This is a genomic window from Paenibacillus sp. MDMC362 (assembly GCF_003269305.1).
Lineage (GTDB): Bacteria > Bacillota > Bacilli > Paenibacillales > Paenibacillaceae > Paenibacillus_AQ.
Map to the genome: position 1 here is coordinate 30,965 of NZ_QLYT01000015.1, position 25,503 is coordinate 56,467.

Below are 25,503 nucleotides of genomic sequence, written 5' to 3' on the forward strand. Positions count from 1 at the left end.
GTAACAAAGAAAGGATACGATTCAATGACTGCAAAGCCACAACTGGTATTAGATTTAGCTGGTGTATTAGTCAGTAACTTCTCATCTACGTTTTGGCTCCAATTATCTAAGGGTAGCGAAATCTCGTTTCAGGACATCCGAGTACAATTTGATGCGATTCGAAAAGATCTATGGACTGGAAAGATCAAAGAAGATGATTTTTGGGAATGGATGAGTCTGCGAATAAACCAAATTAACAAAGAGCGAGCCAGAGCGTTATTAATTCAATCACTGGAACCGCTTCCTGGATTAAATTATTTGGCGGAGTGGAGTGAAATGGCAGATATCCATATTTTAAGTAACCATTGTAAGGAATGGTTGGAATCGATTTTAGAAAGAGTAGAACCCTATACAAAGAGCATAACGATCTCAAATCAAGTAGGTTTAAGAAAACCAGATATACAAATATATCAACATGTCGGTAAACAATTTGAAGCAGGCCAAACGGTTGTTTATATTGATGATCAAGAAAAGAACCTGAAACCGGTTATCGAACTCGGATGGAAAACCCTGTTAGCGGATAAGGAGCATAAATGGATAGAAAAGGTTGAACCCATGATAGGAATGAGGAGGAGAACATTTGATTAGAAAAAAGATTCAATTAATTCTAGATAGCTTACCGGAAGAAGAATTGCAAAAAATATATTGGTCTATTCAATTTGTTCAAAAGGAATATTTATATAAAGAAAAATTAATTGGAAAAGGCGTAATCATCTCAAATCTATTTGATGGAGCAACTGAAATTATTAATAAATGGGACAAGACGTTTGCACTAAACATTAGTGACGATATAAAAGAAAGCATTTATTACGATCAATATAAGTGGCATATTTTTAGTTATGAAATACAAGATTGTCTGAAACAACATGAAGCAAGAAATGCTTTTAATGCTGAAATTTAAAGATGAATTATATGTTATGTACCAAAACTCTCCCCGTGTACTTCAATACAGTAATGCAAATGCAATAGTCGCAGAGGATTTTGATTCTCAACAAGATATCTATGTATTTAATAAAAAATTTACTTGGACGTATGTCAATACGCATGAAGACATGTGCGGGCCCTATTTTTATAAAGCGAAGTAAATTCGTCGTGATCCATGAACCGTGCGAATATAGATTTACTACAAGAACAAAAAGAAGAATCAAATGGAACCAAGTTCACACTAAAACTGCATAACAAATCCAGTCATATTATAGTACAAAATAATGTATATTTAAGTTTTCCCAAGATCCCCATATCGAGATTAAAGGTTTCTTTAATGAAGTAACCGAAAAAAATCATTTCAGTATCATTGGTGGGCATCGTACTATGGTTGGTTCTAACGGGGAGTGACTTATGATGGAAGATGAATCTGGTCGAGATCCATCATCTCCTATATGTTTTTTTGTTATTCTATTATTAAGGCTAGTAGCTAATACGAAGTGAATTTTAGGGAACTGTGAGGAAATGAAGATGACGAAGAAGCTGTATTACGAATCCGCATATATCCGGGAGTGGGACACACGAATCACACGGAAACTGGAACGGGAGGACGGAATCTACCTGATCATGGAGGAGACGGCCTTTTATCCGCACGGTGGAGGGCAGCCTTGTGACCTGGGGTGGATCGATAAAATTCCTGTTCTTGATGTCGTTCAGGAGGAAGGCGAAATCCTGCATAAAGTCGAGCGTATGCCTGAGAAGGAAGAGGTTAGCTGCCGTTTGGATTGGGATAGAAGATTCGACCATATGCAGCATCATAGCGGCCAGCATCTCCTGTCTGCCATGTGTCTGGAGGTATGTCAGGCGGAAACACTCAGTTTCCATCTGGGTCAAGATTACGCTACGATTGATATCGCTCGATCTGACCTGTCTCAGGACCAACTGATGTTGCTGGAACTGGAAGTGAACGATCAGCTTTACCTTAATCGAAAAATAACGAATTATTTTGTGAGCCGGGAGCAGGCTGCTGCCCTGCCGCTGGTGAAGCAGCCGAAGGTAACCGATGATATCCGGATCGTAGAAATCGAAGGCATCGAATATAACGCTTGTGGGGGTACGCATGTCTCCGCAACGGGTGAGATCGGAATGAGCAAACTGCTGAGAGCCGAGAAACAGAAAGGGCATTTGCGTATCTATTTTAAATGCGGTTATCGCGCATTGAATGAATTCAATGCAGGAATGGAGATTTTAAGCAGCCTATCAGCCAGGTTCAATACCTCTAAGGAAGAGATTCTGGACCGGATTGCAAAATGGGATCATGAACAGAAGTTGCTCCAGGCTGAATTGAACGCCGTGAAGGCTGAGAATGATGTTTACCTGGCAGGAAAGTTATTGGCGGACCGTCAGGGCAGCCTGATCCAACACGTTTTTGCGGACAAGCCGCTGAAGGATATGCAGAACCTGGCGGCAAAGCTCACCGAAGAAGCTGACGTTATCGTGCTCTTTGTGTCCAACACAGACCATAAGGTTGTCCTCGCTCAAGGAGGAAAGAGCGGTCTCGCCTGCGGTGCATTCTTTAAGCAGTATCTGACTGATTATCGCGGTAAAGGCGGAGGCAGCGACAAGCTGGCACAGGCTGGTTTTGCCACCGGGGAGGATGCCATGGCGTTTTACCATTTTGCGGCGCAGTCATTAAGTTAGCTTGAAGTGGTGTAACGGTCTATAAGTTGAAAGCATTCAAGCGGGTTTAGCAGCATGTTTCTTAAACCAAAAAGCGTAAAGCACACAAGCTCGACATCACGCCTCAGCCTAAGATAAGTACTATCTAAGCTGGGGCGTTTCATTAATACACACAGAATGGTAAGCGGAAAGTGCAATTATGAGTTCCAGTTCAAGTTATCTGGAGTCAATGACATCAGATAACATAGTATTCACGCATTGGATTTCTAACATTTATATCGAAAAAGGAGAAAAATGATGAAACGTATGCCATTTGAGCGCCAACCCAACATTATGATGAACAATTGATTCATGTTGATGAGCAAATTTGTGCATTGTTGAAACAGCGGGAGGAACTTTCAGGCAACAATCCAGGTTTTCCGCCATTTGAGTATATTTCGCAATGGGCAGCAACGTATGAACTCTACGAGGATTATCTAAAAGTCATTTTTGGAACGTTTATGAGCGAAGAACATTTTAAACCCATGGTTGATCCTGCAGGGTTCAGAAAACATATTCCGGTTTTAAAATCAGTTGTAAAAGGAGCTTTCTTTTACACACTAAACTCATTTAAGACAATACGCTAATGCAAGGTGTCGTAAAAATCAGCATGGATTGGGACATGACAAATGAGCTCCCTTCAAGTTTATACAAACATAGCTATTTTGAATTGTATGTTGGAGAACAATATGATTGTCAAATGACCAATGGCTCGAGTTGTTCAGGGCATGCATCCTATCACTATGTAATATCTCCGCCATTACCTGATGATATTTCAGGAATGGAGTTCGTGTTCAAGGGATTTAGCAAACCCTTTAAAAAAAATGAGACAGGTACTGAAATCGTCTTCAGAGTTGAATGATTTGAAGTAATAAATGATGATGTAGGTATTACTAAGAAATCATGCTGCGTTTCGCCCAATAGGGTCCAGAGAAGGAGATCAAACATGAAGGACATCATAAACATAAAGAGACTAACTACATTAGAAGAAGCTGAATTATTGGATCAAGAATTTGCTAAGCGTTATGGGTGGTACCGACAAGGAGATTATTATCATAAGTGCCTAAGTGAGAACAATACCAATAAACGAGTAACATTGATTGCTTATTACAATGAATCGTTAGCAGGATGCTGTCATTTAATCTATGAGTCTCAGTATCCTTATTTTCTTGATAACAACATCCCTGAGATTAATGATTTGAACGTATTTCCTGAGCATAGAAGAAAACATATAGCAAATAGATTATTTGATGAATTAGAACTAATTGCCTCAATCACCTCTTCATACATAGGGCTAGGAGTAGGGCTGTACAGAGATTATGGAAATGCCCAAAGAATGTATACATCTCGTGGATATGTGATGGATGGCAGAGGGATGACTTATAAAAATGTTCAAGTAATCCCAGGAGAATCAGTGATCGTTGACGACGATTTATTAATTTATTTAGTTAAGAATCTAAAGAGTTAATATGAGGTGCAGAATAATGAAAACCTTTAGAGTCGCAACCGTGCAATATAATTGCAGTGAACCTGATCAAAAACTAAACACCATTATGCTGGCAGATCATATGTCAGAGGGTATATTTATTGCTGAATTTAATCTGGATGAAATTCGTAAGTATCGTAATAAAGAAATGATGGGCAATACGTTTAGGAAAGTGAAAGCTTATAAAGATTTACTATCTGAAATAGTAGAAGAGCCTTTTATACGGGAATAAACGGAATCATCAGACCAAAATATATTAGTAAATGGAAAATAAAATAAATGAGGGTTTAGCTGTGGATTTGGAATATAGAATCAATGATGACTGTATTGTCAGCGAGGTTAAAGAAGTATTTATTCGATCAGGGATCAGGAGACCGGTAGGCGATTCAGATCGAATTCAGAGGATGATAGATCATGCAGATGAGATTATAACGGTAAGAGAAGGAAGTAAACTGGTGGGATTTTTAAGGGCCATCACAGATTATTCATATTGCTGCTATATTTCAGATATTGCGGTGGATACGGAATATCAAGGATTAGGAATTGGCAAGGAACTAATCAGAATATTGAGGGACAAATTAGGAGAAGACGAAATTCAATATGTACTAACTTCAGCACCGAAAGCCGTAGGATTTTATGAGAGGATCGGATTCGAAAGGGCGGATAAAGCTTTTGTAATAAGAAGAAAGAAGAATTGACGTTATGGATCAAAAATCTTTCGGGTTTGGAATGCAAGAAACTTATACGCTCAATGTAATCAATAAAACATAGAATCGGTGATATAACAATGATAACAGAACTTAATAAATCAGAGTTTTATAAGATAAGACATATTACGAATAAGTGTAAAAATATCGAGGTTAGGGCTGTGGTTAGCGGGAATAACCCGGGCGGGGTCTATGTAGATCATCCAACAGAACCCACAGCGGCATTAATTTGGATTGAAGGACAAAAGGGTTTTCAGATCGTTGGGGATGCTCAGAGTACAACATTTATAACAGGATTAGCAGAATACATGAGAAATCATATAGAACCCAAACTACAGGAGCAAGATATAAATTGGGTCGAGATTGGTCTGGATCCTGATCCTTGGGATAAAACGATACAAAACATTTATCAGGAGCGCCGCATTTCGAGTGATACTCAACATGTGTTCACCTTAAGAGGGAAGCCACAACACATTGAATTTCAAGATAGCGTTGTAAATATTCAACGGATCAATCGTGAGTTATTGAAGTCAAGGCGATTGGAAAACCATTCGTTTTTAGAAAAGAAGATATTACGATTTTGGGATTCTATAGACTCTTTCTTAGAGCAAGGATTCGGATACTTTGTTGAGGATAATCACAATGTAGTGAGTTTATGTTTTTCAGCATTTGTTGTAGATAAAACGCATGCAATCGATATCGAAACGCTTGAAGAGCATAAAAGAAGAAATTATGGCGCTGCAGTAGCTCAGGCATTTGTACAGGAATGTCTTCAAAAAGGAATTCGTCCATACTGGGACTGTACTCCGGAAAATACAGGGTCTATTCGACTTGCAGAGAAAGTAGGAATGACCCCTGATTTTGATTACCAAATATCATGGTATGGTTTATCCTAGGGGCATTTTAGAGAAACATCTCAGATGATGAAAGGATATAAAGTAATATAGAGGAAGTGATTGGTTTGGAATACCAGGCACCTAAACAATGTATTTCGGTTTCAGCTTTAGTCACTAATGATCGTGGTGAGGTATTGTTACTTAGAACACATTGGCGATCAGATACATGGGAAATGCCAGGTGGAAATGTTGAGTTAGGGGAACCCCTTGATAAAGCAATTTGCAGAGAGTTTCTTGAGGAGACGGGTATCGTTATTAAGCCAATTGGTATAACCGGTGTTTATATGAATACAACAAAACAAGTATTGTCTATATGTTTTAGAGCTCAATACATAAGTGGAGAAATTAAAATACAAGAAGACGAGATACTCGAAGCTAGATACATAAAAATTGATCAATCTAATATCGAGGAATACATAACGAGACCGCAGCAAAGATCTAGATTATTGGATGCGATAAATGCAGCATATTTTGTGCCCTTTGAAGCTTGGGAAGCAAACCCGAATTATATGTTGTTACATAGGTTGGAAGGAGACATGAACAACCATGATGATTAACCAATCCCTCAAGGTATGCAGCAGAACCTTGAGGAAAGATGAATACCGGAACCACGAAACCGCTATCTAAAGCGTTAAAACCAAAGGAGACAAATTACATGGATGAGCAATGGCGAATAGCTGAGTATGATCCAGAGTGGAGAAACTTGTTCTTGGAGGTAGGATGGAACATACGAGAAGCTTTAGGGGACATAGCAGATCGAATTGATCACGTTGGATCAACATCGATTGTTGGACTAGATGCTTTTCGAGAAATTCCGGGACATCGGAGAACACATATTCATGTAAGGCAAACGGGGAGTTACTCAGAACAATTGACATTGTTATTTAGAGATTATTTGAGAGAACATAAAGAGGATTGCTTAAGATATTCGGCAGAGAAGCACCGGTTAATGGGATTGTACCATCATGAAAGGCATAAATATGTTGAAGGCAAAGGCCCGATTGTATGGGAGATCATACAAAAGGCACATATTTGGTCACAAGAAATAGGTTGGAAACCAGATAAACCGGATCTGTAGGCGAATCAATGAAACTTCAAAAGTAGTAGGTCGATAAAAAAGGAGACGTTATGGAAATCGAACTTATTCCTGTTACAGTTCAGGAGAAAGAAACATTATCGAACATGTATCAATTTTATTATTATGATTTTAGTCGATATACTAATGAGGATTTAAATGATGATGGAACATATCAATCCAAAAGGGACTATGAAATGATTTTTAAGAGACTTATAGAATGGATACTGAACAACGGAACGTCCCAGCCGATTAATCAAGTGGAATGAATGGAATACGATTCGATTATTTGTAAGATGAATTGATGTTAATAAATTCGGAGGTGATTCCATGATCATTAGAATTGCTACAAAGGATGATATAGATCAACTTATTCGGATGAGATGGGATTTTACGCTGGAAGACGATCTAGATGGAACATTAAAAAACGAAGCTTATAGTGGCTTCTACGAGGAGTGTTATGATTTTTTATGGAAGGCCCTTCAAAGTGATATTTGGAGTATTTGGGTTGCTGAAGAAGACGGCATGATCGTGTCCAACATATACATAGAACTTATTCACAAGGTACCGAGACCAGGGAGAATCACACATCCATTTGCATATATGACGAATGTATATACAAAACCTGATTATCGAGGTAAAGGGATAGGAAGTAAATTAATATCAAAGATCAACGAATGGGCAAAAGAAAATAAATATGAATTTATTATCGTATGGCCCAGTGAGGATGGCGTTAATTTTTACGAAAAGAACGGATACCAGCATTGCAAAGAGCCAATGGAAAATATGTTATGTGAGTAAAGCAGTTAATACGGAGGGAATGGGGCCGCAAAGAGGCTGGAGTGGGGGTACACCCGTAGCTACAACAGAAAGTCTTGAATCAGGATTCTTTCCATTGGATGAAGCATTGAATATGGTGACCTTTATGAATTTCAGGGAGAGAATCGAAGTTTGCTTAAGACCAGCTGATGAGCCGGTATATATTGAGTTCTAGAAGGAACAAGCGTGAAGATAATTTAAGAAATGCACATGCTGCATTTAACAACATTTTAATGCAGTCCAGCCATTATAAAATAAATAATCATGAACGATCGCCGAGATCCTGGCATCTGGAGATTTCGGATGAATGGGGACATGGGGAAGTAAATCATATTGAAGCAGACTTGTATGACACCATTCAATAGATTTTAAGTTTGATATAGACGGCATTCTGTTCCAACGGAATAAATTGCGCCAACTGGCACTTGCTGTTATAATTTTGCGTATGAAATGTGATTGGGGGTTATACCGATGGCAATGCTGAATTGCTCATTAGCTAGGAAGTCCTCATGCAAAGCCTGATCTGGGGCGATACTTTGCGTGGGGTGCGATAGATGAATTCGATCGCCCAACCTTAACTTTATCGTTTCTAATAACAGGCTTTGCACCTTCATTTTTAATAAAAATAAGGGGCTGAAAGCTATGAGTACACCATTTATTAGAAACCACCAGTTTAACGTAATAAAAAAACAATCGGATTTCCTTCTGAAAACATTGCGAACGATCGCGGATAGAAAAGTCCTGGAAACGGTCAGGTATCGTGCGGTAACCAGCGCTTTGGAAGCATTTCCGTCTCTAACAGAGGATCAGAAGCGGATGCTGGGAGAAATGTCGACCATCGAGAAGGCTGAGGATTTCCAGAGATATCTTAACGCGTTAGAACCCTATCTGGAGCCTTATCCGACGATCACACTGAAACAGATTCAGAAGTTATTTCCTAAAAATAAGAAACTGAAAGTTCCGGATCTGCAATCGATCGACTTTCGATATATAACGTATTTGGGCTGGGTGGATATTGCCACAAACAAGTTATATATCGTATATCCGTTCGAAGGAAGATTCATCGGGATCGAGGGAAGAATTACGCCGACCAACAAGAAAGGGTACTGTCTGCTCTGCAACCGGCATCAAGAGCTTGCCTTGTTCTCGGTCAAGACCAAGCCGGCCGTTGCTGCACCGGATAATCTTTCGTTCATTGGCCAATACGTATGTTTGGATAGCCAAGCATGTAATCACAGCATTACCGATACAGGGGCACTTGAGAAGTTCATTCTCTCCGCCAGCAAGTAAACACAGTAACTAGAAATAGGCTGCCTTTAAGGGCAGCCTATTCTGTAATAGGTTCCCGTTTAAAGACACAATGGTCATGAAAGGACGTTGAGCTTATGAACGATGTAAGATTAGTGAAGCCTCAGCTAGAGCTTAAAGAAGAATATTTATCATTTTATCAAGAATGGATAGAATCCGGTGAGAATATGGTTCCTTGGGTTATCAGTAAGGATCCAAGTGATTTTCAGGGAATGCTGAAGGAACTCTCTAATCAAGAAAAGGGCATTGGTGTAAAGGAAGGCTGGGTCTCAGATTCAACCTTTTGGTTGATCGATAAACAACATGGAGTATTAGGTGCGGCTAATATTAGACATCAATTAACCGAATATTTATATAATGCCGGCGGGCATATTGGCTATGGCATCCGCCCGTTAGAAAGATGGAAAGGCTACGCGACTAAACTATTGGAACTCTCCTTGATTGAGGCCAAGAAACTCGGGATAAACGATGTATTAGTTGTATGTGATGCCGGTAATGCGGGATCGGAAAGAACCATTATTAAGAACGGCGGGAGGCCGGATACAGACTATATAGAGGAAGATGGGAACGTAATTAAAAGATATTGGATTAAGAATACGTGATAGTAGCAAACATGATCAGTTTCTACAAGCCGTAATAAAGGACTCAAAAGTATTCATATCTTAGGTGGTCTTCTTTTTTTGAGCCTTGGATAAGAATACGATGCAAGTGAGCAAAACAACAGCTAATGCGATCCATTGCGAAGTAGCGAGAGTACCGAACTGGCCCCGGATGATATCACCTCTGAAAAATTCGATAATAAATCTCCCTAAACTATACAAAATAAGATATAGACCTGCTATCAGGCCATTAGTTCTATTTCTTCTTGCAATATAGATCAGGATGAAGAAAATTGAAAAGCTAAGAACGCTTTCTAATATTTGTGTAGGGATGAGTTTGACATCATTCGGGGCAAGCTCGGATTCGTGAAACGTTATGCCAAACCAACTGTCCGTTTCTTTTCCATGGCAACAACCGGCGAGAAGACAGCCAATTCTCCCGCATCCTTGGGCTAATGCAACGGAGGGCACAAATAGGTCAAGGTATTTTAGAAAGTTGATCTTTTTCTTCTTACAATAGACATAACCAACCCCAATCCCTCCGATAATTCCCCCGTATACCACAAATCCTTCTGAAAAATTCAGAACCATTGAAGGATCGTGGATGATATTGTTCATCTGGGTTATCCAATACAAAAGTTTAGCTCCGGCCAATCCGCCTAATAAGCTCCAGAACGTTAGAGAGGAGACATGGGATAGTTCTACTTGTCTAGAAGCTGCTCTATAAACAACAACCTTATAAGCGATAAGGATTCCGATCGCAATCATTAATCCATATCCATAAATGGTCACGGGTCCAATCCTGATCAATTCGTTGTACATAATTTCATTCCTCCATAATAGATTATCTGGTAAAATATTCCTTTTCAACATGATACGATCAAACTACAGTGTGTAGTGTAATGGTCCAAAAAAAAGGGACTACGAATCCCCGCCCAACATAAAGAGCAGCAAGATGGAACAGGATCTCAGAAATGGCTTCAGCAGGGCTAACGGAACATTCACCCCTCGGTCAGGCTCTAGAACCTGCATGACCCGGTATTGCAATGTCGTATCCGCAAAATGAACGGCTGCCTCATACCGTCGAAGCTTACCGAGTTTCGCTAATTTTAATAAGACACTGCCTAAATACAGCTCGGTGCCCATCTGCCGGATGGCGAATCGGTCAGCAAACAGCTCTTGCCACGTCTGATAGTAGCGAAGAATTGGTTTAACAATCGGCAAATATCCAAAGGCGTCTGCCAGCAAGGTAGAAAAGAATGTTTTTAATCCATCATAATTACGGCAGTGGTATCGTTCATGCAGTAAAATCGCCTTTACTTCCTGGTCATTAAACATTTCTAAAACCGTAGTGGATACGACAATTTTAGGTCGCAGCAGTCCAATCGTCAGAGCCACAAAGGCATGGTCCTGTACAACAATGATTTCCGTTCCCCAGCCGCGGTACTTGTAATTGAGGCGCTTGGTTAATTTATCGTGCCTGTTGGCACGGAAGTGTTTTAACCATTTTTGCGATAAAACCAATTGCCTCGTACTTCGCCAAATGATCTGAACAAGTGTATACGCTATGATCATGTCGATTAAGACGTAATTCAGAACGGGACCTTGAAATACTCCGCTTCGGACCTGGTAGGCTATGAACATTCCCATATGTACGATGACAACAGCTATGAATACGATCATCAGCGCGTAGCTACATCTTAGCCGTGTGGTGGAATTCATTGTTTTTTCCCGTGTTTGATATCGTTTAATTTACGCTCCAGCCTTGCGATCACCTCAGGATCAACGTCATCCAGCGCATCGATCATGTGGTTCACGACCAAGCTCCCGTACTCTTGAATGAGTCCCTGCGATACTTCCTTCGTCTGTTCAGTGAGAAATTGCTCCCTCGACTGCAGCGGGCTGAACTTGGCTGCCCGTGTCCGGCCGGTTCCCGTCATGACCTTTGTCAGCACGCCTTTATCCATAAGACGATTCATGACGGTCATTACCGTATTGATTGAGATTGGACTCTCCTGATTCAGGATTGATTGCACTTCCTTGATACTGAGTGCTTCTGAGGACCAAAGAATATCCATAATTCGAGACTCCAGTGGTCCAAAAAAACGATTCAGGCCTTCACCTTCGATATTCATTTTCTTAATCTTCATTCCTATCTCACCCCATACTACATATCGTAGTATGGTTGTCGGACAATGTCAACTTCTTCCTGCCGACACTCGCATAGCTATTCCCCTTTGCTAGTCTGTGTTGTATTTTCTTGGTTGGGCATTGTTCTTGGTACTTGCAAAGTGTCGGGGACGAAAGGTATTTGCCTTACAATCGAGAATAAGAGAACCACAGGAGATCACATTCTATGAACACTCAACACTTTTGGGAATGGATAGCAAGATCAAAAAAGAAAGGTGCGGAACAGGTAGAATGGTTAATTCCAGAATTAGCAAAGCATTTTGTTCCGATCGGCCATTGGTCTGCAAAAGGAGTAATTGAAAACAGGAAGTGAGGATGAAGCATGATGAAGTTATTGAGACCCAAGATTGATTTTTGAAATTTCAGATTACCTGTCAGCTGAAAGTTTGTTGAAATTAACTTCGGTTAACATGGGGTTATCGATGTCGTTGCCGCTAACATCGTTTTTTTCTCGAACCAATTAGAATGGAGTGATAGTATGAAGCCACAGAAATCGAAAGTTATATATTACCTTGTATGGTTAGTTATAGGGGGACTCTTAATCTATTTAGGAAACTCGATAAGTAGTTACTATTCTGAGGAAGCAAAGAAGACATTTCGAATAGGAAGTACGGTATGGATATTGGCAATCGTCCCGCTAATTTATGGTTTGCATCTAGCTTTTCTAGAAGGATTACCAAAAGCATTTAAACTTAATTGGCCGTTATTATTACCTGTGTTTCTCCCTTGCTTCTTGCTGCTTATTTATCCCATATTGGTAATGTATATTAATAGCTTGGCGAATGTAACTATTTATAAACTCGCAACCCTGCCTCAAGCAAGTGCAGTATTTGGAATCGTTAGTGGGCTAACACTTATACGTTCGATGGATTTGATTCAAAGAAAATTGTGGAATGAAAATCACAAAAAGCTAACCCAGACCATTTTGGATCCGGCTAAGCATCAGAATGCAGTTGAGTTATTCTTGCAGCAGCATCGCTTGTTGCATTCTTCAAGAATGAGCCATTCACCCAGTGCGACACTTGAGGATGAATTAGTTAAAGATCTGCAAGAGGAAACATTCCGTCAATATCCAGTGACGGCTCCTGATACAAAGAATTCGATAATATGGCATATGTGGCATATGACGCGTATTGAAGACATGACGATGAGCGTACTCGTAAATAACGATGTCCAAGTATTGCATTCAGGCCAGTGGAATAAGAAACTCCACATTGATGATGTTCATTCCGGAAATGAAATGACGGAAGCGGAAATCGCTAACTTGAGTTCGACTCTTGATATTGATTCATTATTCGCTTATCGGATTGAAGTTGGGCGGAACACTCGTGAAATCATATCCCGTTTATTGCCAGGGGACTTTAAGCAAAAAGTTGAAGCAGCAAGAATTCATGAACTTAAAGAACAGTATGCGGTTAAGGAAGAAGCAGCTTGGTTGCTTGAATACTGGGGAAATAAAACGATTGCGGGATTAGTGCTCATGCCGGCGACAAGGCATATTTTCCTGCACTTGAATAAATCGATACGACTGAAACACAAAATTCAAAAGTCCACATTGTGAGGCTGGGATGCTATTTATTTTTACAGGAGAGGGTGTGCTAGGATGTTATACGATTTGCAAGGCGAAGAGAAAATGTCAACGATCGTGGGAATGTTATATGGCGCTGTCAAAGAGAACAGCCAAAGGCTAAAATCCATATCAGAGGGCATGTCGCAAGAGGAAATAGACTACAAGGGTCCTGATAACAAATTCAATAGTGCCGCACAATTAATAAAACATATCATCTACGTCGATCTGAACTGGGTTTACAGGATAAAAAGGGAGACGCTTCCCCAGTCTTTAAAGGACGAATACGGCCCCATGATCGATGAACATAACAGGCTGCCGATGGTCACAGGAATGGCTCTGGACACGCTTATATCTAAATATGAAGTTGTATTGAATATGCTAAAAGAAACATGTACGCAATTAACGGATGCTGATCTGGATAACATTGTCACATTCGGTCACGAAAATGAAAAGCAAGCCACCATACGGTGGGGATTATGGCATATGGCTGACCATAACCGTTATCATCAAGCCCATATTAATCAACTTAGAAAGTGGTACGCTGAGCAAAGGACAGCCTTGGATCATGAATAAAAGAATACGATCCATCCTCGTGTTTTCCTTGAGTTTGCTATCGCTGAGCATCTTTAAAAGTAACCCTATCACCGTAATCAAGCAGGCTGCCCTTTAGGACAGCCTATTTATGTTCCGCCCGCCTTACTCCCTCACATACTCCACCGAGTAAATATGCGTCCTCGTTAAATCAATGACCTCTTTAATGAAATCCTCCTGCGATTCCCTGAAGTCGTTTCGAATCCAGTTCAGAATCAACCCATGAAAGCCGTAGGCGGTGTACCGCTTAAAATAGTCCATGTTCACCGGGATCTGGTTAATCGTTTCGAATATAAATCGTTCCTGATAGATTTTAACGATTGTTTGAGGGAATTTCGTGTGCAATCCCGGCAAGGTATCCTCATATTTGATCAGCTCAAAAAAATCGCGGTGCTCGTAAATGTAGGCCACGATATTAAAGGACGGGGCATTGAGGTTAGCCGTATACACTTTGTGTCCCGGTATATAGGGCTTACCCACTGATTCTTCCAAGCCCTGGAGCATGGAAGCCAGCACATCGTCGGCTAATTCGATTTTGTCCTGGTAATGGACATAGAAGGTGCTGCGGTTATAAGCAGCCTTATCCACGATGTCTTTCACCGTTACAGCATGATATCCCTTCTCTTTAACAAGTTGAATAAAGGCGGATTTCAGATGTTCTTTCGTACGATTTCTTCGTGCCGATGTCACGATTTGTTCATGATTCACGAAAAGAGCGCCCCCCAAAAAAGACAGTTTGGTTCCAAGTGTTGACTAGATCGACACTTCATCACAGGTTAATGATTGTTAAATGTGAACAGAATAGTACAATTGAATTGTAAGCAAAATAGTACTAAATTTAATATCTTAATTTAATTGTAATCAACATAGTACTATTTTAATCTATTTTACGGGGGTATCCAAGATGGGAAAATTACAAAACAAGATTGCTGTAATTACCGGTGGTGCATCCGGCATCGGTGCGGCAACCGCGCGTCTTTTCGTTGAAGAAGGAGCCAAAGTGGTGCTTGTTGATCTCAATGAGGACAAAGGCAAGGCGTTTGAAGCCGAATTGAACGCGCTTCATCACGAGGCGTTGTTCGTTAAGGCGAATATTACCAGCGAGGAAGAAGTAGCCAAAATCTTTAAGCAAGCGACTGAAGCTTTCGGCAAAGTGGATATTGTATTTAACAACGCTGGCATCGGGCGCGTTCATTCTTCGCATGACCTAGAGTACTCCGAGTGGCGAAACACCGTAAACGTGGACTTGGACGGCGTATTCCTGGTCGCCCGGGAAGCTATCCGTGAAATGTTAAAAGCAGGCGGAGGCACGATTGTTAACACCGCATCCATGTACGGTTGGGTCGGCTCGCCCGGTTCGGCGGCTTATAACGCCGCTAAAGGAGGAGTCATTAATTTGACGCGTTCCTTGGCATTGGAGTATGCCGAGCACAATATTCGGATCAATGCGCTGTGCCCGGGCTTTATTGACACACCGATCATTCCGGAGGAAAGTAAACAAGCCCTAGCAGCAGTCACTCCAATGAAACGTCTGGGACAAGCGGAGGAAATGGCAAAGGCCGTCCTGTTCATGGCTTCGGATGACTCCTCGTTCATGACGGGGAATACCTTGACGGTTGACGGTGGATATACTGCCCAATAATAGGTGAACTTAGACGTACAGAGAATCATGACATCTTACTAGGAGGCATACACCATGAGCAAATTTGATGGAAAAGTGATTGTGATTACTGGCGCAGCAGGCGGGATCGGAACAGCAGCCGCCAAAAAACTGGCGGAACAGGGGGCCAAGCTTGCGCTGGTCGATTTGAACCTGGGGGCCGTCCACCAAGTGATTTCCGATTTGGGCCTGGACGATTCCAGAGCAATTGCGCTGCAGGCCAATGTCGCCAAAGAAGAGGAAGTCAAAGCGTATGTGGATGCAACGGTCGAGAAGTTCGGTAAAATCGACGGCTTCTTTAATAATGCGGGGATCGAAGGGATTACTGCTAATATAGAGGACTATCCGACCGAAACCTTTGAAATGGTCTTTAATGTCAACGTTAAGGGTGCTTTCCTTGGACTGAAATACGTGGTTCCCGTCATGAAAAAGCAAGGTTCCGGCAGCATCGTCAATACCTCCTCCGGTGCAGGCCTCATCGGTTCGCCCGGATTCGTTGGGTACAATAGCTCCAAGCATGCCGTGATCGGCATGACGAAGGTGGTAGCATTGGAAGCTGCTCCGTTCGGCGTGAGAGTGAATGCCGTAGCACCTGGGGTGATCAATACCCGCATGATGCGCCAAATTGAGAAAAATACGGTGCCTGAGGATGCCGAAGGTGCAAGAAAGGCATTCGGCGCCGCCGTTCCGCTCGGACGATACGGGGAAGCGGAAGAAGTAGCCAACGTAGCCGTTTTCCTGCTGTCCGACGATGCCTCTTATGTAACGCAATCCATATATACCGTGGATGGCGGTCAAATCAACCAGTAAAGTTTATATTAGCTTCGTATACAGGGTCTTGGTCCGGTGTTTATACCGGTCAAGACCTTTTTTACATTCAATATGAGTAGCGGTACAGCTGCCTATTCTCCCCGTTTAAAGGTGGGTCATTTTTCATATTGGGGTCATGCGGATTTTGGAATATAATAGTGTGTAGCTTATGGTCCGTTCGAAGAATGGTATCGTTGAATCTTTCGGAAGAGGAATAAGAGGTTGTCCGGTTTGAGGAATAGAAAGGATGCCCGAACATGTATCCTAGATGTTGAAAGAGCATCGCGCATTATATGGAACGTCGGGCAATTGTTTTGATTTGGCGCTTTGGTTAATCGATGAGTTCAGACAGAACAAAGTACGCTGTTACGGGGTGCTAACGGAGCATTTGCATGTCGCCGTGGTCGCCGTCAACGAAGAGGGCAATAAATATTTCTGCGATCTTGGAGATCAATGGATTGAGCCCATCTTGTTGGAGCCGGGTCATGAAGCGTATACGGAAGAGTTTGTGGATGGTTTTTTTCCAGGTTCGTTCATCAAATTGAACACCCGAGCGAAGCGTCTCTTGGTAACCTACAGAAGACCCAACGGAAAGGAAAGCAGCCAAGAATTCGACCTAACGCCTGTAGCCGATAAGGCATTGATCATCGCCGGGCAAAAAACGCAGCGCCTGTTCAGCGATCCGCTTGTGGAAAAACGTATGTTCACCGATGGGCAGGTTCTCCATTGGGAATTTGATAATTATGAAAGCTACCTAAGTTCCAATGAAGGCAGAAAAGTGGAGCCTCAGCTGAAGGGGATCGAGGAATGGGCAGAACGAATACATACGATGAGCGGGGTCCATGAAGAAGTTGTCATACGTGCATTGGAAGTCTACTCGAAAAAGTCCTTGCATCCTTAACCCGGCATCCAAAAAAGGAATGAACAGCTATTGCCGTGCGGCTCCAAGAGATATCTCTCGTACTAGGGCTTGCCGGCAATAGTCCGTTTCGTTTTTTTGCATTCCTTTATTTTACAGTGATTGTTCCGGTATGGCTGCTTAGCTCCAGTGAATGGGATGCATTCCCTATAGTGCCTGCCACTGCATTGTCCGTACGTCGTTGCTCCTTAAAGCCATCCAAATTCACGCTAATATCGGATGTGCTGCTGTTAGCGGCAAGCTTTATGGAAGCTGGGGGTTTCGCATAAGATACGCCGATATCTCCGGATTCTGTTTCTACGCGCAGCCTCTTTCCTTCTTCGATCTCTTTGACGGACACTTCCCCAGCTGTTGAAGCGATATTCATCAAGGGGCTGGTCACGCCTGTAATATAGCTGTCACCGCTGCCGGAAGTTACGGTTAATTCGTTCAGCGAGCTGTCTTTCAATTGGAGCTCCCCGTCATTGGTCATGAATTCAACCTTGTCTGCCGACAAGCCTTCAAGGAGCTGAGATCCTGACTCGTTGATCATAACCAGGTTCTGAACCGCTACATGTTTCATCCTGATATCACCTGCGTCATTATTCAAAGCAATCGCATCGACGGTATGGTCGGGAATGGAGATATAGACCGTCCCTTTCTTGCTAAACGTGAAGCCTCCCATCCCCCCCTGATCTTCCTGGGCAATGACGATCTTATTTCCGTCATGGCTAATCGTTACGGGGTCGCTCTCGTTGTCCTGTCGCTTTCCTACGCAAGCGATGGTAATGTTCGGAGAATCCGTATGCTTCAACTCGATATCCCAGGATTCATTATGGATTTCAATTTCTTTAATAAGGCTGGCTTCAAAGGATGTTTCATGTTTAAAGGTTTGTTTCCCTATGCCTTGGCAGGCGATCACCAACCCGCAGACGGCTGCCAAGACCAGCGAAGCGGCTATCAATTTTTTCAATGCTTTTTCCTCCGTTCATATACTGCATGACAGTTAGGCCACGTCGCTTCGATCCACTTTATGAAAAGAAAGATAGCCAAGGATCAAGCCAAGAAGGCAGAGAGCGATCGGGATGGCGATAAACTGAAACAGACTAGTCGAGCTTCCCCCGTCGGACACGGTAGCGTTAATCAAGAAGGCGATGATGACAGCCGAGGTTATCGTGGAAGCCGTCGATTTTTTTCTCATGCCAAAAGATAAAGGAATCAGGCTGATTCCGGCGATCATGAATGCGTTGATCAACGTTGCCGGAATGGTAGCTGTTATGTCACTGATATGCATCGGGTCTTCAAATAAACCGATCATCGGGTTCAAGAAGTACGTTAATAGATTGATCATAAACGTAGTGATGATGATGCTGAACAAACAAAATCCAAATACGATCGACAACTTGGCTTGAATGAATTGTCTTCGCTGCAGGGGGTATGTGAATAACACTTGGATCATGTTGCTCTTGTATTCTTCGATAACTAAACGTGATAAAATAACACTCGCGAAAATGATATAGGTGATGCGCATCAAAATGTTCGTTAACGATATAAATTCAGTATAATTCTGAAACATCGGGTCACTTTCACCGCGAGAGCCCAGCGCCATTAATGCAACGGCGGCGAAAATAGCCACAATACAAACGGCTAATCCTTTAAAATAACGGGATATGTTACTTTTTTGCCATTCAAGCTGTATAAGTTTAAGCATAGCGTTTCCCTCCATGAATGAGATGGATGAAGTACTCTTCCAACGATCCGGCATATTGTCTTCGGATGTCCTCCATCTTGACTTCATTTAATAATTTTCCCTGATGAATGATGCCAATCGTATCGGCGACCGATTCGATTTCGGATACGATATGACTCGAGATTAAAATGGTTGTTCCGTATCTCTCCTTTAAATGCAAGAAAAGCTCCCGCATTTCCTTAATCCCGATTGGGTCAAGCCCATTGATCGGTTCATCCAGAATGAGTATGTCGGGTTTCGTAACAATTGCGCGCGCAATCCCTAACCGCTGCTTCATGCCTAAAGAGAATTCATGGATTTTTTTCTTCCCCACACCCTGAAGACCTACGATCTCAAGCGCTCCCTTGATCGCAGTCTTATCGCGATAGTCCATGTATCTACAATGAAATTCAAGATTGGCCTCCGCTGTCAGCCGGTCGTAAAACACGGGATATTCAATGATGCTGCCTATTCTTTTTAAGTATTGAACCGATGTTGGCAGAACCGGCTGATCGAATACTTGGATCTCACCGGAAGACGGTTTGACCAGATTTAAGATCATTTTCATGATGGTGGTCTTTCCGGCACCGTTCGGACCCAAAAACCCGTAAATTTCCCCTCTGTTAACGTTCATATTGACGTTCGAAATGATTTCTGATCCCTTGAACGCCTTGCTTACTTGGTTGATTTGAATGACGGCTTCCACTTCTGATTTCCTCCCAATCACTTATTGATGTGCTACACTAAGCTTAGGAAATGAAAGTAAAAATAAAGTAAACGCTGTGGAAAAAACTCGTAACATTTTACATAGAGTAAACTCGTAACCTTTTAAATAGGCTAAGATAGAAAAAGAAAGTTTGAGGATAAGTTTGAAGTGAGGGATGAATAGCAATGGAATCTGCAACCATACTAGCTGTCGATGATGAAATCGGTATTTTGAAGTTATTGGAGATCACGCTTCGGAAAGAGAACTTCAGGCATATCGATACCGCATCTACAGGCAAAGGCGCGCTGCAGCGCATCAAAGAACAGGCATATGATATGATTTTGCTCGATATTATGCTCCCGGATCTAAGCGGTTTTGAACTATGTACGGAAATCCGTAAACATACGAATGCACCGATTATTTTTATTAGCGCGCGTTCCACCGACTTCGACAAATTAACAGGTTTAGAAATCGGCGGAGACGATTATATTACCAAGCCCTTTAATCCGATGGAGGTTATTGCCCGAATCAAGGCGATCCTTCGCCGGCAAAGGCTTATCGTGAATGCACATCAACAAAATACAGCGTATGATTACGGGTACTTCTCATTTCATCCGGAGTCGGCAACGTTAACCGTGAAGCATCAACTTGTAGAATGCACGGCAAAGGAGCTGGAGCTGCTGCATTTCTTTTGTAAACATCCAAATCATATCTTCACGACGTCTCAGCTCTACGAATTGGTATGGGGAAACGATGTGTACGGGGAAGAAAAAACAGTCACGATCCATATCTCCAAGCTGCGAAAAAAGCTCGGCGATGATACCCGAAAACCAAAAATCATCGTGAATTTGCGGGGAATCGGTTATAAATTCATCCCCCCGAATGAGGCGCTGTCATGCGAATAAAGACTCGATTTACGATCCATTTAGCATTAGGACTTATCTTATGGATGCTTGGGACGGGCTTGCTCGTCGTTATATTGATCGAAGGCCTGCTCCCCTTACTCGATATCCATGTCAGTATGGATGAGGAAGGGCTCGTTGTAGGATGGGTCTTTGGTATCAGCACGCTGCTGTGCATCGTCTTGTTCGGATGGTATTTTGGCGGCCCGATCGGCTTCATCATGGCGTGGATTCATCGACTCTCGCAGGACAATTACAAGCAGCCTGCCGATTTGTCCAAAATATATACCCGAAAAGGGAAGCTTCGCATGCGGTTCCGCCTGTATCAGGAGGTGCTTGAGCATCTTCAATCCTTGGGCAGTATTCTGCAAGCGAACGAAGTCGAGCGAACCCAAATCGAAGAAGCCAAGCAGGAATGGATTGCGGGGATCTCTCATGATTTGAAAACACCTTTAACCTATATCAAAGGCTATTCGGCCCTCTTATTGAATGACCAGTACGAATGGTCGAAGGAAGAGGCGATTTCTTTCATCCGGGAAATGGACGATAAGGGAAAGCACATGGAGGAATTGATTCAAGATTTAAGCCTCGTCACACAGCTCAATCGCGCCGACGGCGCTTTGCCGTTACAGAAGACGAATCAAGATATCGTCGAATTTACCAAACGAGTGGTTGCCGATATCAGCAACAATCCGCAAGCGTGCAGCTATCATTTGCATTTTCAAGCGGATTCGCCTGCCATCCAGGTTGATTTTGATTCAAAATTCTTGCAGCGCATCCTGCAAAATATCATGATGAACTCCATTCTCCACAATCCCGAATATACAGATATATATGTACAGATTGCGGACATAGGAGAACATGCCGTAGTCCGCATCAAGGACAATGGGGTGGGCATGCCGGCTGATATGGTGGAACATCTATTCCAGCAATATTACCGGGGCACCACCACGGATTCTTCCTCTGAAGGCACGGGACTTGGAATGGCGATTGTCTACAAGCTGGTTCAGGCACACGAAGGCACAATCAATGTAGAAAGTGAGGCTTCACAAGGCACATCGTTCACGATTCGATTGCCGAAAAACTAAGGGGGAGAATCATTTGAAGAAACTGCCGACCATTCCATTGGAAAGATTGATATTACGGCCTTTCCGCGTGGAAGATGCCAAAGTCGTTCAACAATTAGCAGGGGATCCCTATATTGCGGAAACAACATTGTACATCCCGCATCCGTATGAGGATGGGATGGCAGAACAATGGATCGAAACACATGCTCATAACTTTCAAGAAGACCGATCACTGGAACTGGCCATTGTACATAAAGAAGAACAATATGTAATAGGCGCAATATGTATTGGATGTACTCGTAAGTTTGATCATGGTGAACTTGCATATTGGATTGGGAGACCGTATAAGAACAATGGATATTGTACGGAAGCAGCAAGAGGTATCGTTAGGTATGCGTTTGACGAAATGAAATTACACCGAATATTTGCCCGTTATCTGGGGAAGAACCCTGCATCGGGTAAAGTCATGGAAAAGTTAGGAATGAAATACGAAGGACGATTAAGACAGCATGTTCGGAAATGGGATCGATATGAAGACCTTGTGTATTATGGCCTTTTAAGGGATGAATATATTTCAGAGGATAGGTGAGGGTGCGCCTCGCCTATCCTCGATTCACTGAACAATATCTTGACAATAACAGGGAACCTGTTATTCTATAACCGACAGTCAGTCGGTCGGTAGCGAGGGAGTGTAACGATGAGAGTTGTAAAAAAAGCGGAAGAACGAAGGAACGAAATCCTTGATGCAGCGGATGGGCTTTTTGCTCAGAAGGGCTTTGACGGCACAAGTACAAACGATATTCTCGAAAAGGTCGGCATTGCGCGGGGAACCTTGTATCATCACTTCAAGTCGAAGGAGGATATTATGGATGCGCTGATTGATCGGTATAGTGACGGTCTTCTAGATGCGGCACAGGTCATTGCCGCAGACAAGACGATACCCGTAGTCGAGCGCGTGATCCGCGTTGTTATGGCTCTGAACTTAAGCGGCGGAAGCAGCAAGGAGATTATGGAGCATATTCACAAGCCGCAGAACGCGCTTATGCACCAAAAAATACAAAAGGTTATCATCAACGGCGTTCCGCCGATCCTGACGGGAATCATCCGCGAAGGCATTGAGCAGGGGATGTTCAGCACGCCGTTTCCGTATGAATGCATGGAAATGGTTGTGATCTATGCGAATACCGTTTTTGATGACGATATGATTACCTTGACGGATGAGGAGCGCGGCACACGAATGCTGGCCTTTGTATGCAACGTAGAAAGGCTGCTCGGTGCAGCAAGCGGGAGTCTAATGGACGTCATGCAGATGTTTGGTGGAGGAGGCGAAAGAAGCCATGAATAAACTGACCGTGCGGGGGAATATCACCGGCTGGCCTCGGCAGAGGGATGGGATTTCTCATGAATATCGCCGGGATGCTGTTATGAGGGACTTCGGTCAGTCTGTATAAGTTAAGGCGGTTAAAATGCTTGAAAGCAGAGGTGTCTTATGTACTCCAGAATAATCCGCAATGATTTTTTAAAAAGCAAGGCTACTACGCTAACGACCTTGATATTTGTCGCTGCTGCGGCAATGCTTGTTTCGCTTGCGGCGATCCTCGTCGTTAATCTCTCGGGTGCGCTGAACACTTTGATGACACAAGCCAAAACCCCGCATTTTATGCAGATGCATTCCGGTGAAATAGATTCTGCGCGGCTTTCAGCTTTTGCGGAGCAGCATCACAATGTGGATGACGTTCAAGTGATGGAATTTCTCAATATGGATGGTGCGCGGATACGATTAGGCGAGCATTCGCTTGCCAATAGCGTCCAGGATAACGGATTTAGCATGCAGAGCCAAAAATTCGATTATCTGCTCGATCTCGACGGCAACATCATACAACCCGCCATCGGCGAGGTGTATGTTCCAGTAAGCTATATGAGGGATGGCACAACCAAGGTCGGTGATCAGGCGGTTGTTAGCGGGAAGGAGTTTATCGTTGCAGGATTCCTCCGGGATTCGCAGATGAACTCCACGCTCTCCTCCTCCAAGAGGTTTCTTGTACATAAACATGATTATGCGGAAATTAAGAGCCTCGGCAGCACGGAGTATCTGATTGAATTTAGATTAAAGGATCTATCCGAGATCGGTTCATTTGAAACGGCTTATGCCTCCGCAGGACTTGAAGCCAACGGACCCACCGTTACATATAAGCTTTTCAGAATGATGAACGCACTTTCCGATGGGTTGATGATCGCGGTTATACTTCTTGTGAGCGCGCTTGTCGTGGCTATCGCATTGATGTGCATACGATTTACGCTCCTGGCGAAAATCGAAGACGACTACCGCGAGATTGGCGTGATGAAGGCAATTGGGCTGCGTGTTTCCGACATAAAGAAGATGTATCTTGCGAAATACGCAGCGATTGCGGCGGCGGGTTGTATGCTCGGTTTTGCACTGTCATTTATGTTCAAAGGCATGCTTCTTGAAAATATACGGCTGTATATGGGAGAAAGCGAAAATTCCGCTTATGCTTTGTTGTTCGGTATCATCGGCATACTGCTTGTATTCCTTGCCATCATCGCCTATGTAAACACAGTGTTGAAACGTTTTCGGAACCTATCCGCTGCAGAAGCTATACGCTTTGGCACTTCGCAAGACAAAAACTCAGGCGCCAGCCGGTTTAATCTAAGTGGAAACAGGCTGTTGAATACGAATGTTTTCCTCGGCATCAAAGACGTTCTCGCAAGGAAAAAGCTTTATGCTACAAGCCTAACGGTATTAGTGATATCTGCATTTATCATGATGGTTCCACAGAATTTGTACAACACCATTTCCTCTACAAGCTTCGTCCAATATATGGGCATCGGAGACTATGATCTGCGTGCTGACATACAGCAGACCGATAACATTTCGGTGAAAACGGCTGAGCTACGAAATCAGATGAGCAGCGACCCTGCCATATCCAAGGTTGCGGTCCTTACAACAAAAGCATTTAACATCAAAACAGGAGACGGTTCAGAGGAAAATATAAAAATCGAACTCGGTGACCATTCCATATTCCCGATTGCTTATTCCATTGGCAAAGCACCCGCCGCAGAGGATGAAATTGCACTGTCGGCTATGAATGCCGATGAGCTGAGCAAGAAGGTCGGCGATGTCATTACGCTGGTAATAGCGGGACAGGAGAAGGAACTGACGATAAGCGGGATATACTCCGACATTACCAACGGCGGCAAAACCGCAAAGGCGGTATTTACCGACAACTCGGCTGATTTGATGCGGAGCATCATCTGTGCAGAGCTTTCGGATAAAACTCTTATGGGCGCTAAGATTTCAGACTACGCGGACAGATTTGATTTTGCCAAGATTTCAGATATTGATGAATTTGTTACGCAGACATTCGGCTCAACGATAAATGCTGTCAAGAAGGCCTCGGACGCTGCAATTGCTGTTGCGCTGATGATATCGGCACTGATTACTCTGTTGTTTATAAAAATGCTTGTTGCGAAGGACAGATTTTCCATTGCCGTTATGAAAGCCCTCGGGTTTACGAACACGGACATAAAGGTGCAATATGCTTCGCGTTTGATATTTGTTCTGATGGTCGGCATTGTGCTTGGAACTCTTCTGGCGAACACGCTCGGAGAAAGGCTTGCGGGTGCGGTTATCGCGTCGTTTGGAGCGTCGGTGTTTCATTTTTCCGTCAATCCGCTATCGGCGTATCTGTACAGCCCGCTTATGATGATAGCCGCAGTGCTTATCGCAACCATGATCGGCACTTCGGGCGCAGGACAAATCAAAATATCCGAAAATATAAAGGAGTAG

32 protein-coding genes and 1 pseudogene are annotated in these 25,503 nt (G+C 42.9%); 26 read left to right on the plus strand and 7 right to left on the minus strand.

Features of this window, described 5'->3' with window-relative positions; genetic code table 11:
* Positions 1–24 precede the first annotated feature (24 nt).
* The 15 genes from DP091_RS07100 (at position 25) to DP091_RS07175 (ending at position 9,575) form a co-directional block, all read left to right on the plus strand.
* Positions 25–627: an HAD family hydrolase gene (locus tag DP091_RS07100; RefSeq protein WP_113057671.1), complete on the plus strand. Its 603-nt coding sequence runs from the start codon at positions 25–27 to the stop codon at positions 625–627.
* Complete coding sequence (locus DP091_RS31720) at positions 620–940, plus strand: DUF4275 family protein (protein ID WP_258394425.1); 321 nt, start codon at positions 620–622, stop codon at positions 938–940. The genes DP091_RS07100 and DP091_RS31720 overlap by 8 nt, the downstream gene beginning before the upstream one ends.
* A gap of 16 nt (positions 941–956) precedes the next feature.
* On the plus strand, positions 957–1,124 hold the full coding sequence (locus DP091_RS31725; RefSeq protein WP_258394433.1) for a DUF4275 family protein: 168 nt from the start codon (positions 957–959) through the stop codon (positions 1,122–1,124).
* Between the two features lie 370 nt (positions 1,125–1,494).
* Positions 1,495–2,664 (plus strand): alanyl-tRNA editing protein, encoded by a 1,170-nt coding sequence (locus DP091_RS07110; RefSeq protein ID WP_113057784.1) that lies wholly within the window; start codon positions 1,495–1,497, stop codon positions 2,662–2,664.
* A 323-nt stretch (positions 2,665–2,987) separates the two neighbouring features.
* On the plus strand, positions 2,988–3,269 hold the full coding sequence (locus DP091_RS31730) for a hypothetical protein (protein ID WP_258394426.1): 282 nt from the start codon (positions 2,988–2,990) through the stop codon (positions 3,267–3,269).
* Positions 3,270–3,628: 359 nt separating this feature from the next.
* Positions 3,629–4,150: a GNAT family N-acetyltransferase gene (locus tag DP091_RS07120; RefSeq protein WP_113057672.1), complete on the plus strand. Its 522-nt coding sequence runs from the start codon at positions 3,629–3,631 to the stop codon at positions 4,148–4,150.
* 16 nt (positions 4,151–4,166) lie between these two features.
* On the plus strand, positions 4,167–4,400 hold the full coding sequence (locus DP091_RS07125; RefSeq protein ID WP_113057673.1) for a hypothetical protein: 234 nt from the start codon (positions 4,167–4,169) through the stop codon (positions 4,398–4,400).
* Between the two features lie 61 nt (positions 4,401–4,461).
* Positions 4,462–4,866, plus strand: coding sequence for a GNAT family N-acetyltransferase (locus tag DP091_RS07130; RefSeq protein ID WP_258394427.1), 405 nt, complete (start codon positions 4,462–4,464; stop codon positions 4,864–4,866).
* Positions 4,867–4,955: 89 nt separating this feature from the next.
* Positions 4,956–5,771 (plus strand): GNAT family N-acetyltransferase, encoded by an 816-nt coding sequence (locus DP091_RS07135; RefSeq protein WP_113057675.1) that lies wholly within the window; start codon positions 4,956–4,958, stop codon positions 5,769–5,771.
* 65 nt (positions 5,772–5,836) lie between these two features.
* Positions 5,837–6,328, plus strand: a complete 492-nt coding sequence (locus DP091_RS07140) for an NUDIX hydrolase (protein ID WP_113057676.1) — start codon at positions 5,837–5,839, stop codon at positions 6,326–6,328.
* 98 nt (positions 6,329–6,426) lie between these two features.
* Positions 6,427–6,849 carry a GrpB family protein gene (locus DP091_RS07145; protein ID WP_113057677.1) on the plus strand — a complete coding sequence of 141 codons (423 nt, stop codon included), beginning with the start codon at positions 6,427–6,429 and terminating at the stop codon, positions 6,847–6,849.
* A gap of 50 nt (positions 6,850–6,899) precedes the next feature.
* Entirely contained in the window at positions 6,900–7,115 is a 216-nt protein-coding gene (locus tag DP091_RS07150) for a hypothetical protein (protein ID WP_113057678.1), read from the plus strand.
* A gap of 61 nt (positions 7,116–7,176) precedes the next feature.
* Positions 7,177–7,647, plus strand: a complete 471-nt coding sequence (locus tag DP091_RS07155) for a GNAT family N-acetyltransferase (protein ID WP_113057679.1) — start codon at positions 7,177–7,179, stop codon at positions 7,645–7,647.
* 660 nt (positions 7,648–8,307) lie between these two features.
* Positions 8,308–8,955, plus strand: coding sequence for a FusB/FusC family EF-G-binding protein (locus tag DP091_RS07170; protein ID WP_113057680.1), 648 nt, complete (start codon positions 8,308–8,310; stop codon positions 8,953–8,955).
* Positions 8,956–9,050: 95 nt separating this feature from the next.
* On the plus strand, positions 9,051–9,575 hold the full coding sequence (locus tag DP091_RS07175) for a GNAT family N-acetyltransferase (RefSeq protein WP_113057681.1): 525 nt from the start codon (positions 9,051–9,053) through the stop codon (positions 9,573–9,575).
* Positions 9,576–9,635: 60 nt separating this feature from the next.
* On the opposite strand, the gene DP091_RS07180 is transcribed toward DP091_RS07175, so the two are convergent.
* The 3 genes from DP091_RS07180 to DP091_RS07190 form a co-directional block, all read right to left on the minus strand.
* On the minus strand, positions 9,636–10,394 hold the full coding sequence (locus DP091_RS07180; RefSeq protein ID WP_113057682.1) for a prolipoprotein diacylglyceryl transferase: 759 nt from the start codon (positions 10,392–10,394) through the stop codon (positions 9,636–9,638).
* Positions 10,395–10,493: 99 nt separating this feature from the next.
* Positions 10,494–11,294, minus strand: coding sequence for a M56 family metallopeptidase (locus tag DP091_RS07185; protein ID WP_113057683.1), 801 nt, complete (start codon positions 11,292–11,294; stop codon positions 10,494–10,496).
* Positions 11,291–11,722, minus strand: a complete 432-nt coding sequence (locus DP091_RS07190; RefSeq protein ID WP_113057684.1) for a BlaI/MecI/CopY family transcriptional regulator — start codon at positions 11,720–11,722, stop codon at positions 11,291–11,293. Before DP091_RS07190 ends, DP091_RS07185 begins: the two co-directional genes overlap by 4 nt.
* A gap of 206 nt (positions 11,723–11,928) precedes the next feature.
* Here DP091_RS07190 and DP091_RS31270 point away from each other — a divergent pair, with 206 nt between their 5' ends.
* The 3 genes from DP091_RS31270 (at position 11,929) to DP091_RS07200 (ending at position 13,905) form a co-directional block, all read left to right on the plus strand.
* Positions 11,929–12,075 carry a hypothetical protein gene (locus DP091_RS31270; protein WP_181469746.1) on the plus strand — a complete coding sequence of 49 codons (147 nt, stop codon included), beginning with the start codon at positions 11,929–11,931 and terminating at the stop codon, positions 12,073–12,075.
* 165 nt (positions 12,076–12,240) lie between these two features.
* Positions 12,241–13,323, plus strand: coding sequence for a DinB family protein (locus tag DP091_RS32235; RefSeq protein ID WP_306438097.1), 1,083 nt, complete (start codon positions 12,241–12,243; stop codon positions 13,321–13,323).
* Positions 13,324–13,365: 42 nt separating this feature from the next.
* Positions 13,366–13,905, plus strand: a complete 540-nt coding sequence (locus tag DP091_RS07200) for a DinB family protein (RefSeq protein ID WP_113057685.1) — start codon at positions 13,366–13,368, stop codon at positions 13,903–13,905.
* Positions 13,906–14,028: 123 nt separating this feature from the next.
* On the opposite strand, the gene DP091_RS07205 is transcribed toward DP091_RS07200, so the two are convergent.
* Positions 14,029–14,631, minus strand: a complete 603-nt coding sequence (locus DP091_RS07205) for a TetR/AcrR family transcriptional regulator (protein ID WP_113057686.1) — start codon at positions 14,629–14,631, stop codon at positions 14,029–14,031.
* Between the two features lie 196 nt (positions 14,632–14,827).
* Between DP091_RS07205 and DP091_RS07210 the strand changes: the two genes are divergently transcribed.
* The 3 genes from DP091_RS07210 (at position 14,828) to DP091_RS07220 (ending at position 17,294) form a co-directional block, all read left to right on the plus strand.
* On the plus strand, positions 14,828–15,565 hold the full coding sequence (locus DP091_RS07210) for an SDR family NAD(P)-dependent oxidoreductase (protein WP_113057687.1): 738 nt from the start codon (positions 14,828–14,830) through the stop codon (positions 15,563–15,565).
* A gap of 54 nt (positions 15,566–15,619) precedes the next feature.
* Positions 15,620–16,393: an SDR family NAD(P)-dependent oxidoreductase gene (locus DP091_RS07215; RefSeq protein ID WP_113057688.1), complete on the plus strand. Its 774-nt coding sequence runs from the start codon at positions 15,620–15,622 to the stop codon at positions 16,391–16,393.
* 268 nt (positions 16,394–16,661) lie between these two features.
* Complete coding sequence (locus DP091_RS07220; RefSeq protein WP_258394428.1) at positions 16,662–17,294, plus strand: hypothetical protein; 633 nt, start codon at positions 16,662–16,664, stop codon at positions 17,292–17,294.
* 106 nt (positions 17,295–17,400) lie between these two features.
* Here DP091_RS07220 and DP091_RS07225 read toward each other — a convergent pair whose 3' ends face one another.
* From DP091_RS07225 to DP091_RS07235, 3 genes and pseudogenes are all read right to left on the minus strand, one after another.
* Entirely contained in the window at positions 17,401–18,264 is an 864-nt protein-coding gene (locus DP091_RS07225) for a DUF4097 family beta strand repeat-containing protein (RefSeq protein WP_113057689.1), read from the minus strand.
* A gap of 33 nt (positions 18,265–18,297) precedes the next feature.
* The gene (locus tag DP091_RS07230; RefSeq protein ID WP_113057690.1) at positions 18,298–19,002 is read right to left on the minus strand and encodes an ABC transporter permease; all 705 of its coding nucleotides are present in this window, start codon (positions 19,000–19,002) and stop codon (positions 18,298–18,300) included.
* A pseudogene (locus DP091_RS07235) lies at positions 18,998–19,726 on the minus strand (ABC transporter ATP-binding protein); the annotation flags it as partial. The gene DP091_RS07230 and the pseudogene DP091_RS07235, both read right to left, overlap by 5 nt.
* 185 nt (positions 19,727–19,911) lie before the next feature.
* On the opposite strand from DP091_RS07235, the gene DP091_RS07240 reads away from it, so the two are divergent.
* The 5 genes from DP091_RS07240 (at position 19,912) to DP091_RS07260 (ending at position 25,503) form a co-directional block, all read left to right on the plus strand.
* Positions 19,912–20,631 carry a response regulator transcription factor gene (locus tag DP091_RS07240; protein ID WP_113057692.1) on the plus strand — a complete coding sequence of 240 codons (720 nt, stop codon included), beginning with the start codon at positions 19,912–19,914 and terminating at the stop codon, positions 20,629–20,631.
* Entirely contained in the window at positions 20,622–21,716 is a 1,095-nt protein-coding gene (locus DP091_RS07245) for a sensor histidine kinase (RefSeq protein ID WP_113057693.1), read from the plus strand. Before DP091_RS07240 ends, DP091_RS07245 begins: the two co-directional genes overlap by 10 nt.
* 13 nt (positions 21,717–21,729) lie before the next feature.
* The gene (locus DP091_RS07250; RefSeq protein ID WP_113057694.1) at positions 21,730–22,284 is read left to right on the plus strand and encodes a GNAT family N-acetyltransferase; all 555 of its coding nucleotides are present in this window, start codon (positions 21,730–21,732) and stop codon (positions 22,282–22,284) included.
* 108 nt (positions 22,285–22,392) lie between these two features.
* Positions 22,393–23,040, plus strand: coding sequence for a TetR/AcrR family transcriptional regulator (locus DP091_RS07255; protein WP_113057695.1), 648 nt, complete (start codon positions 22,393–22,395; stop codon positions 23,038–23,040).
* Positions 23,041–23,184: 144 nt separating this feature from the next.
* A complete protein-coding gene (locus DP091_RS07260; RefSeq protein ID WP_113057696.1) occupies positions 23,185–25,503 on the plus strand; it encodes an ABC transporter permease in 2,319 nt (772 codons plus the stop codon).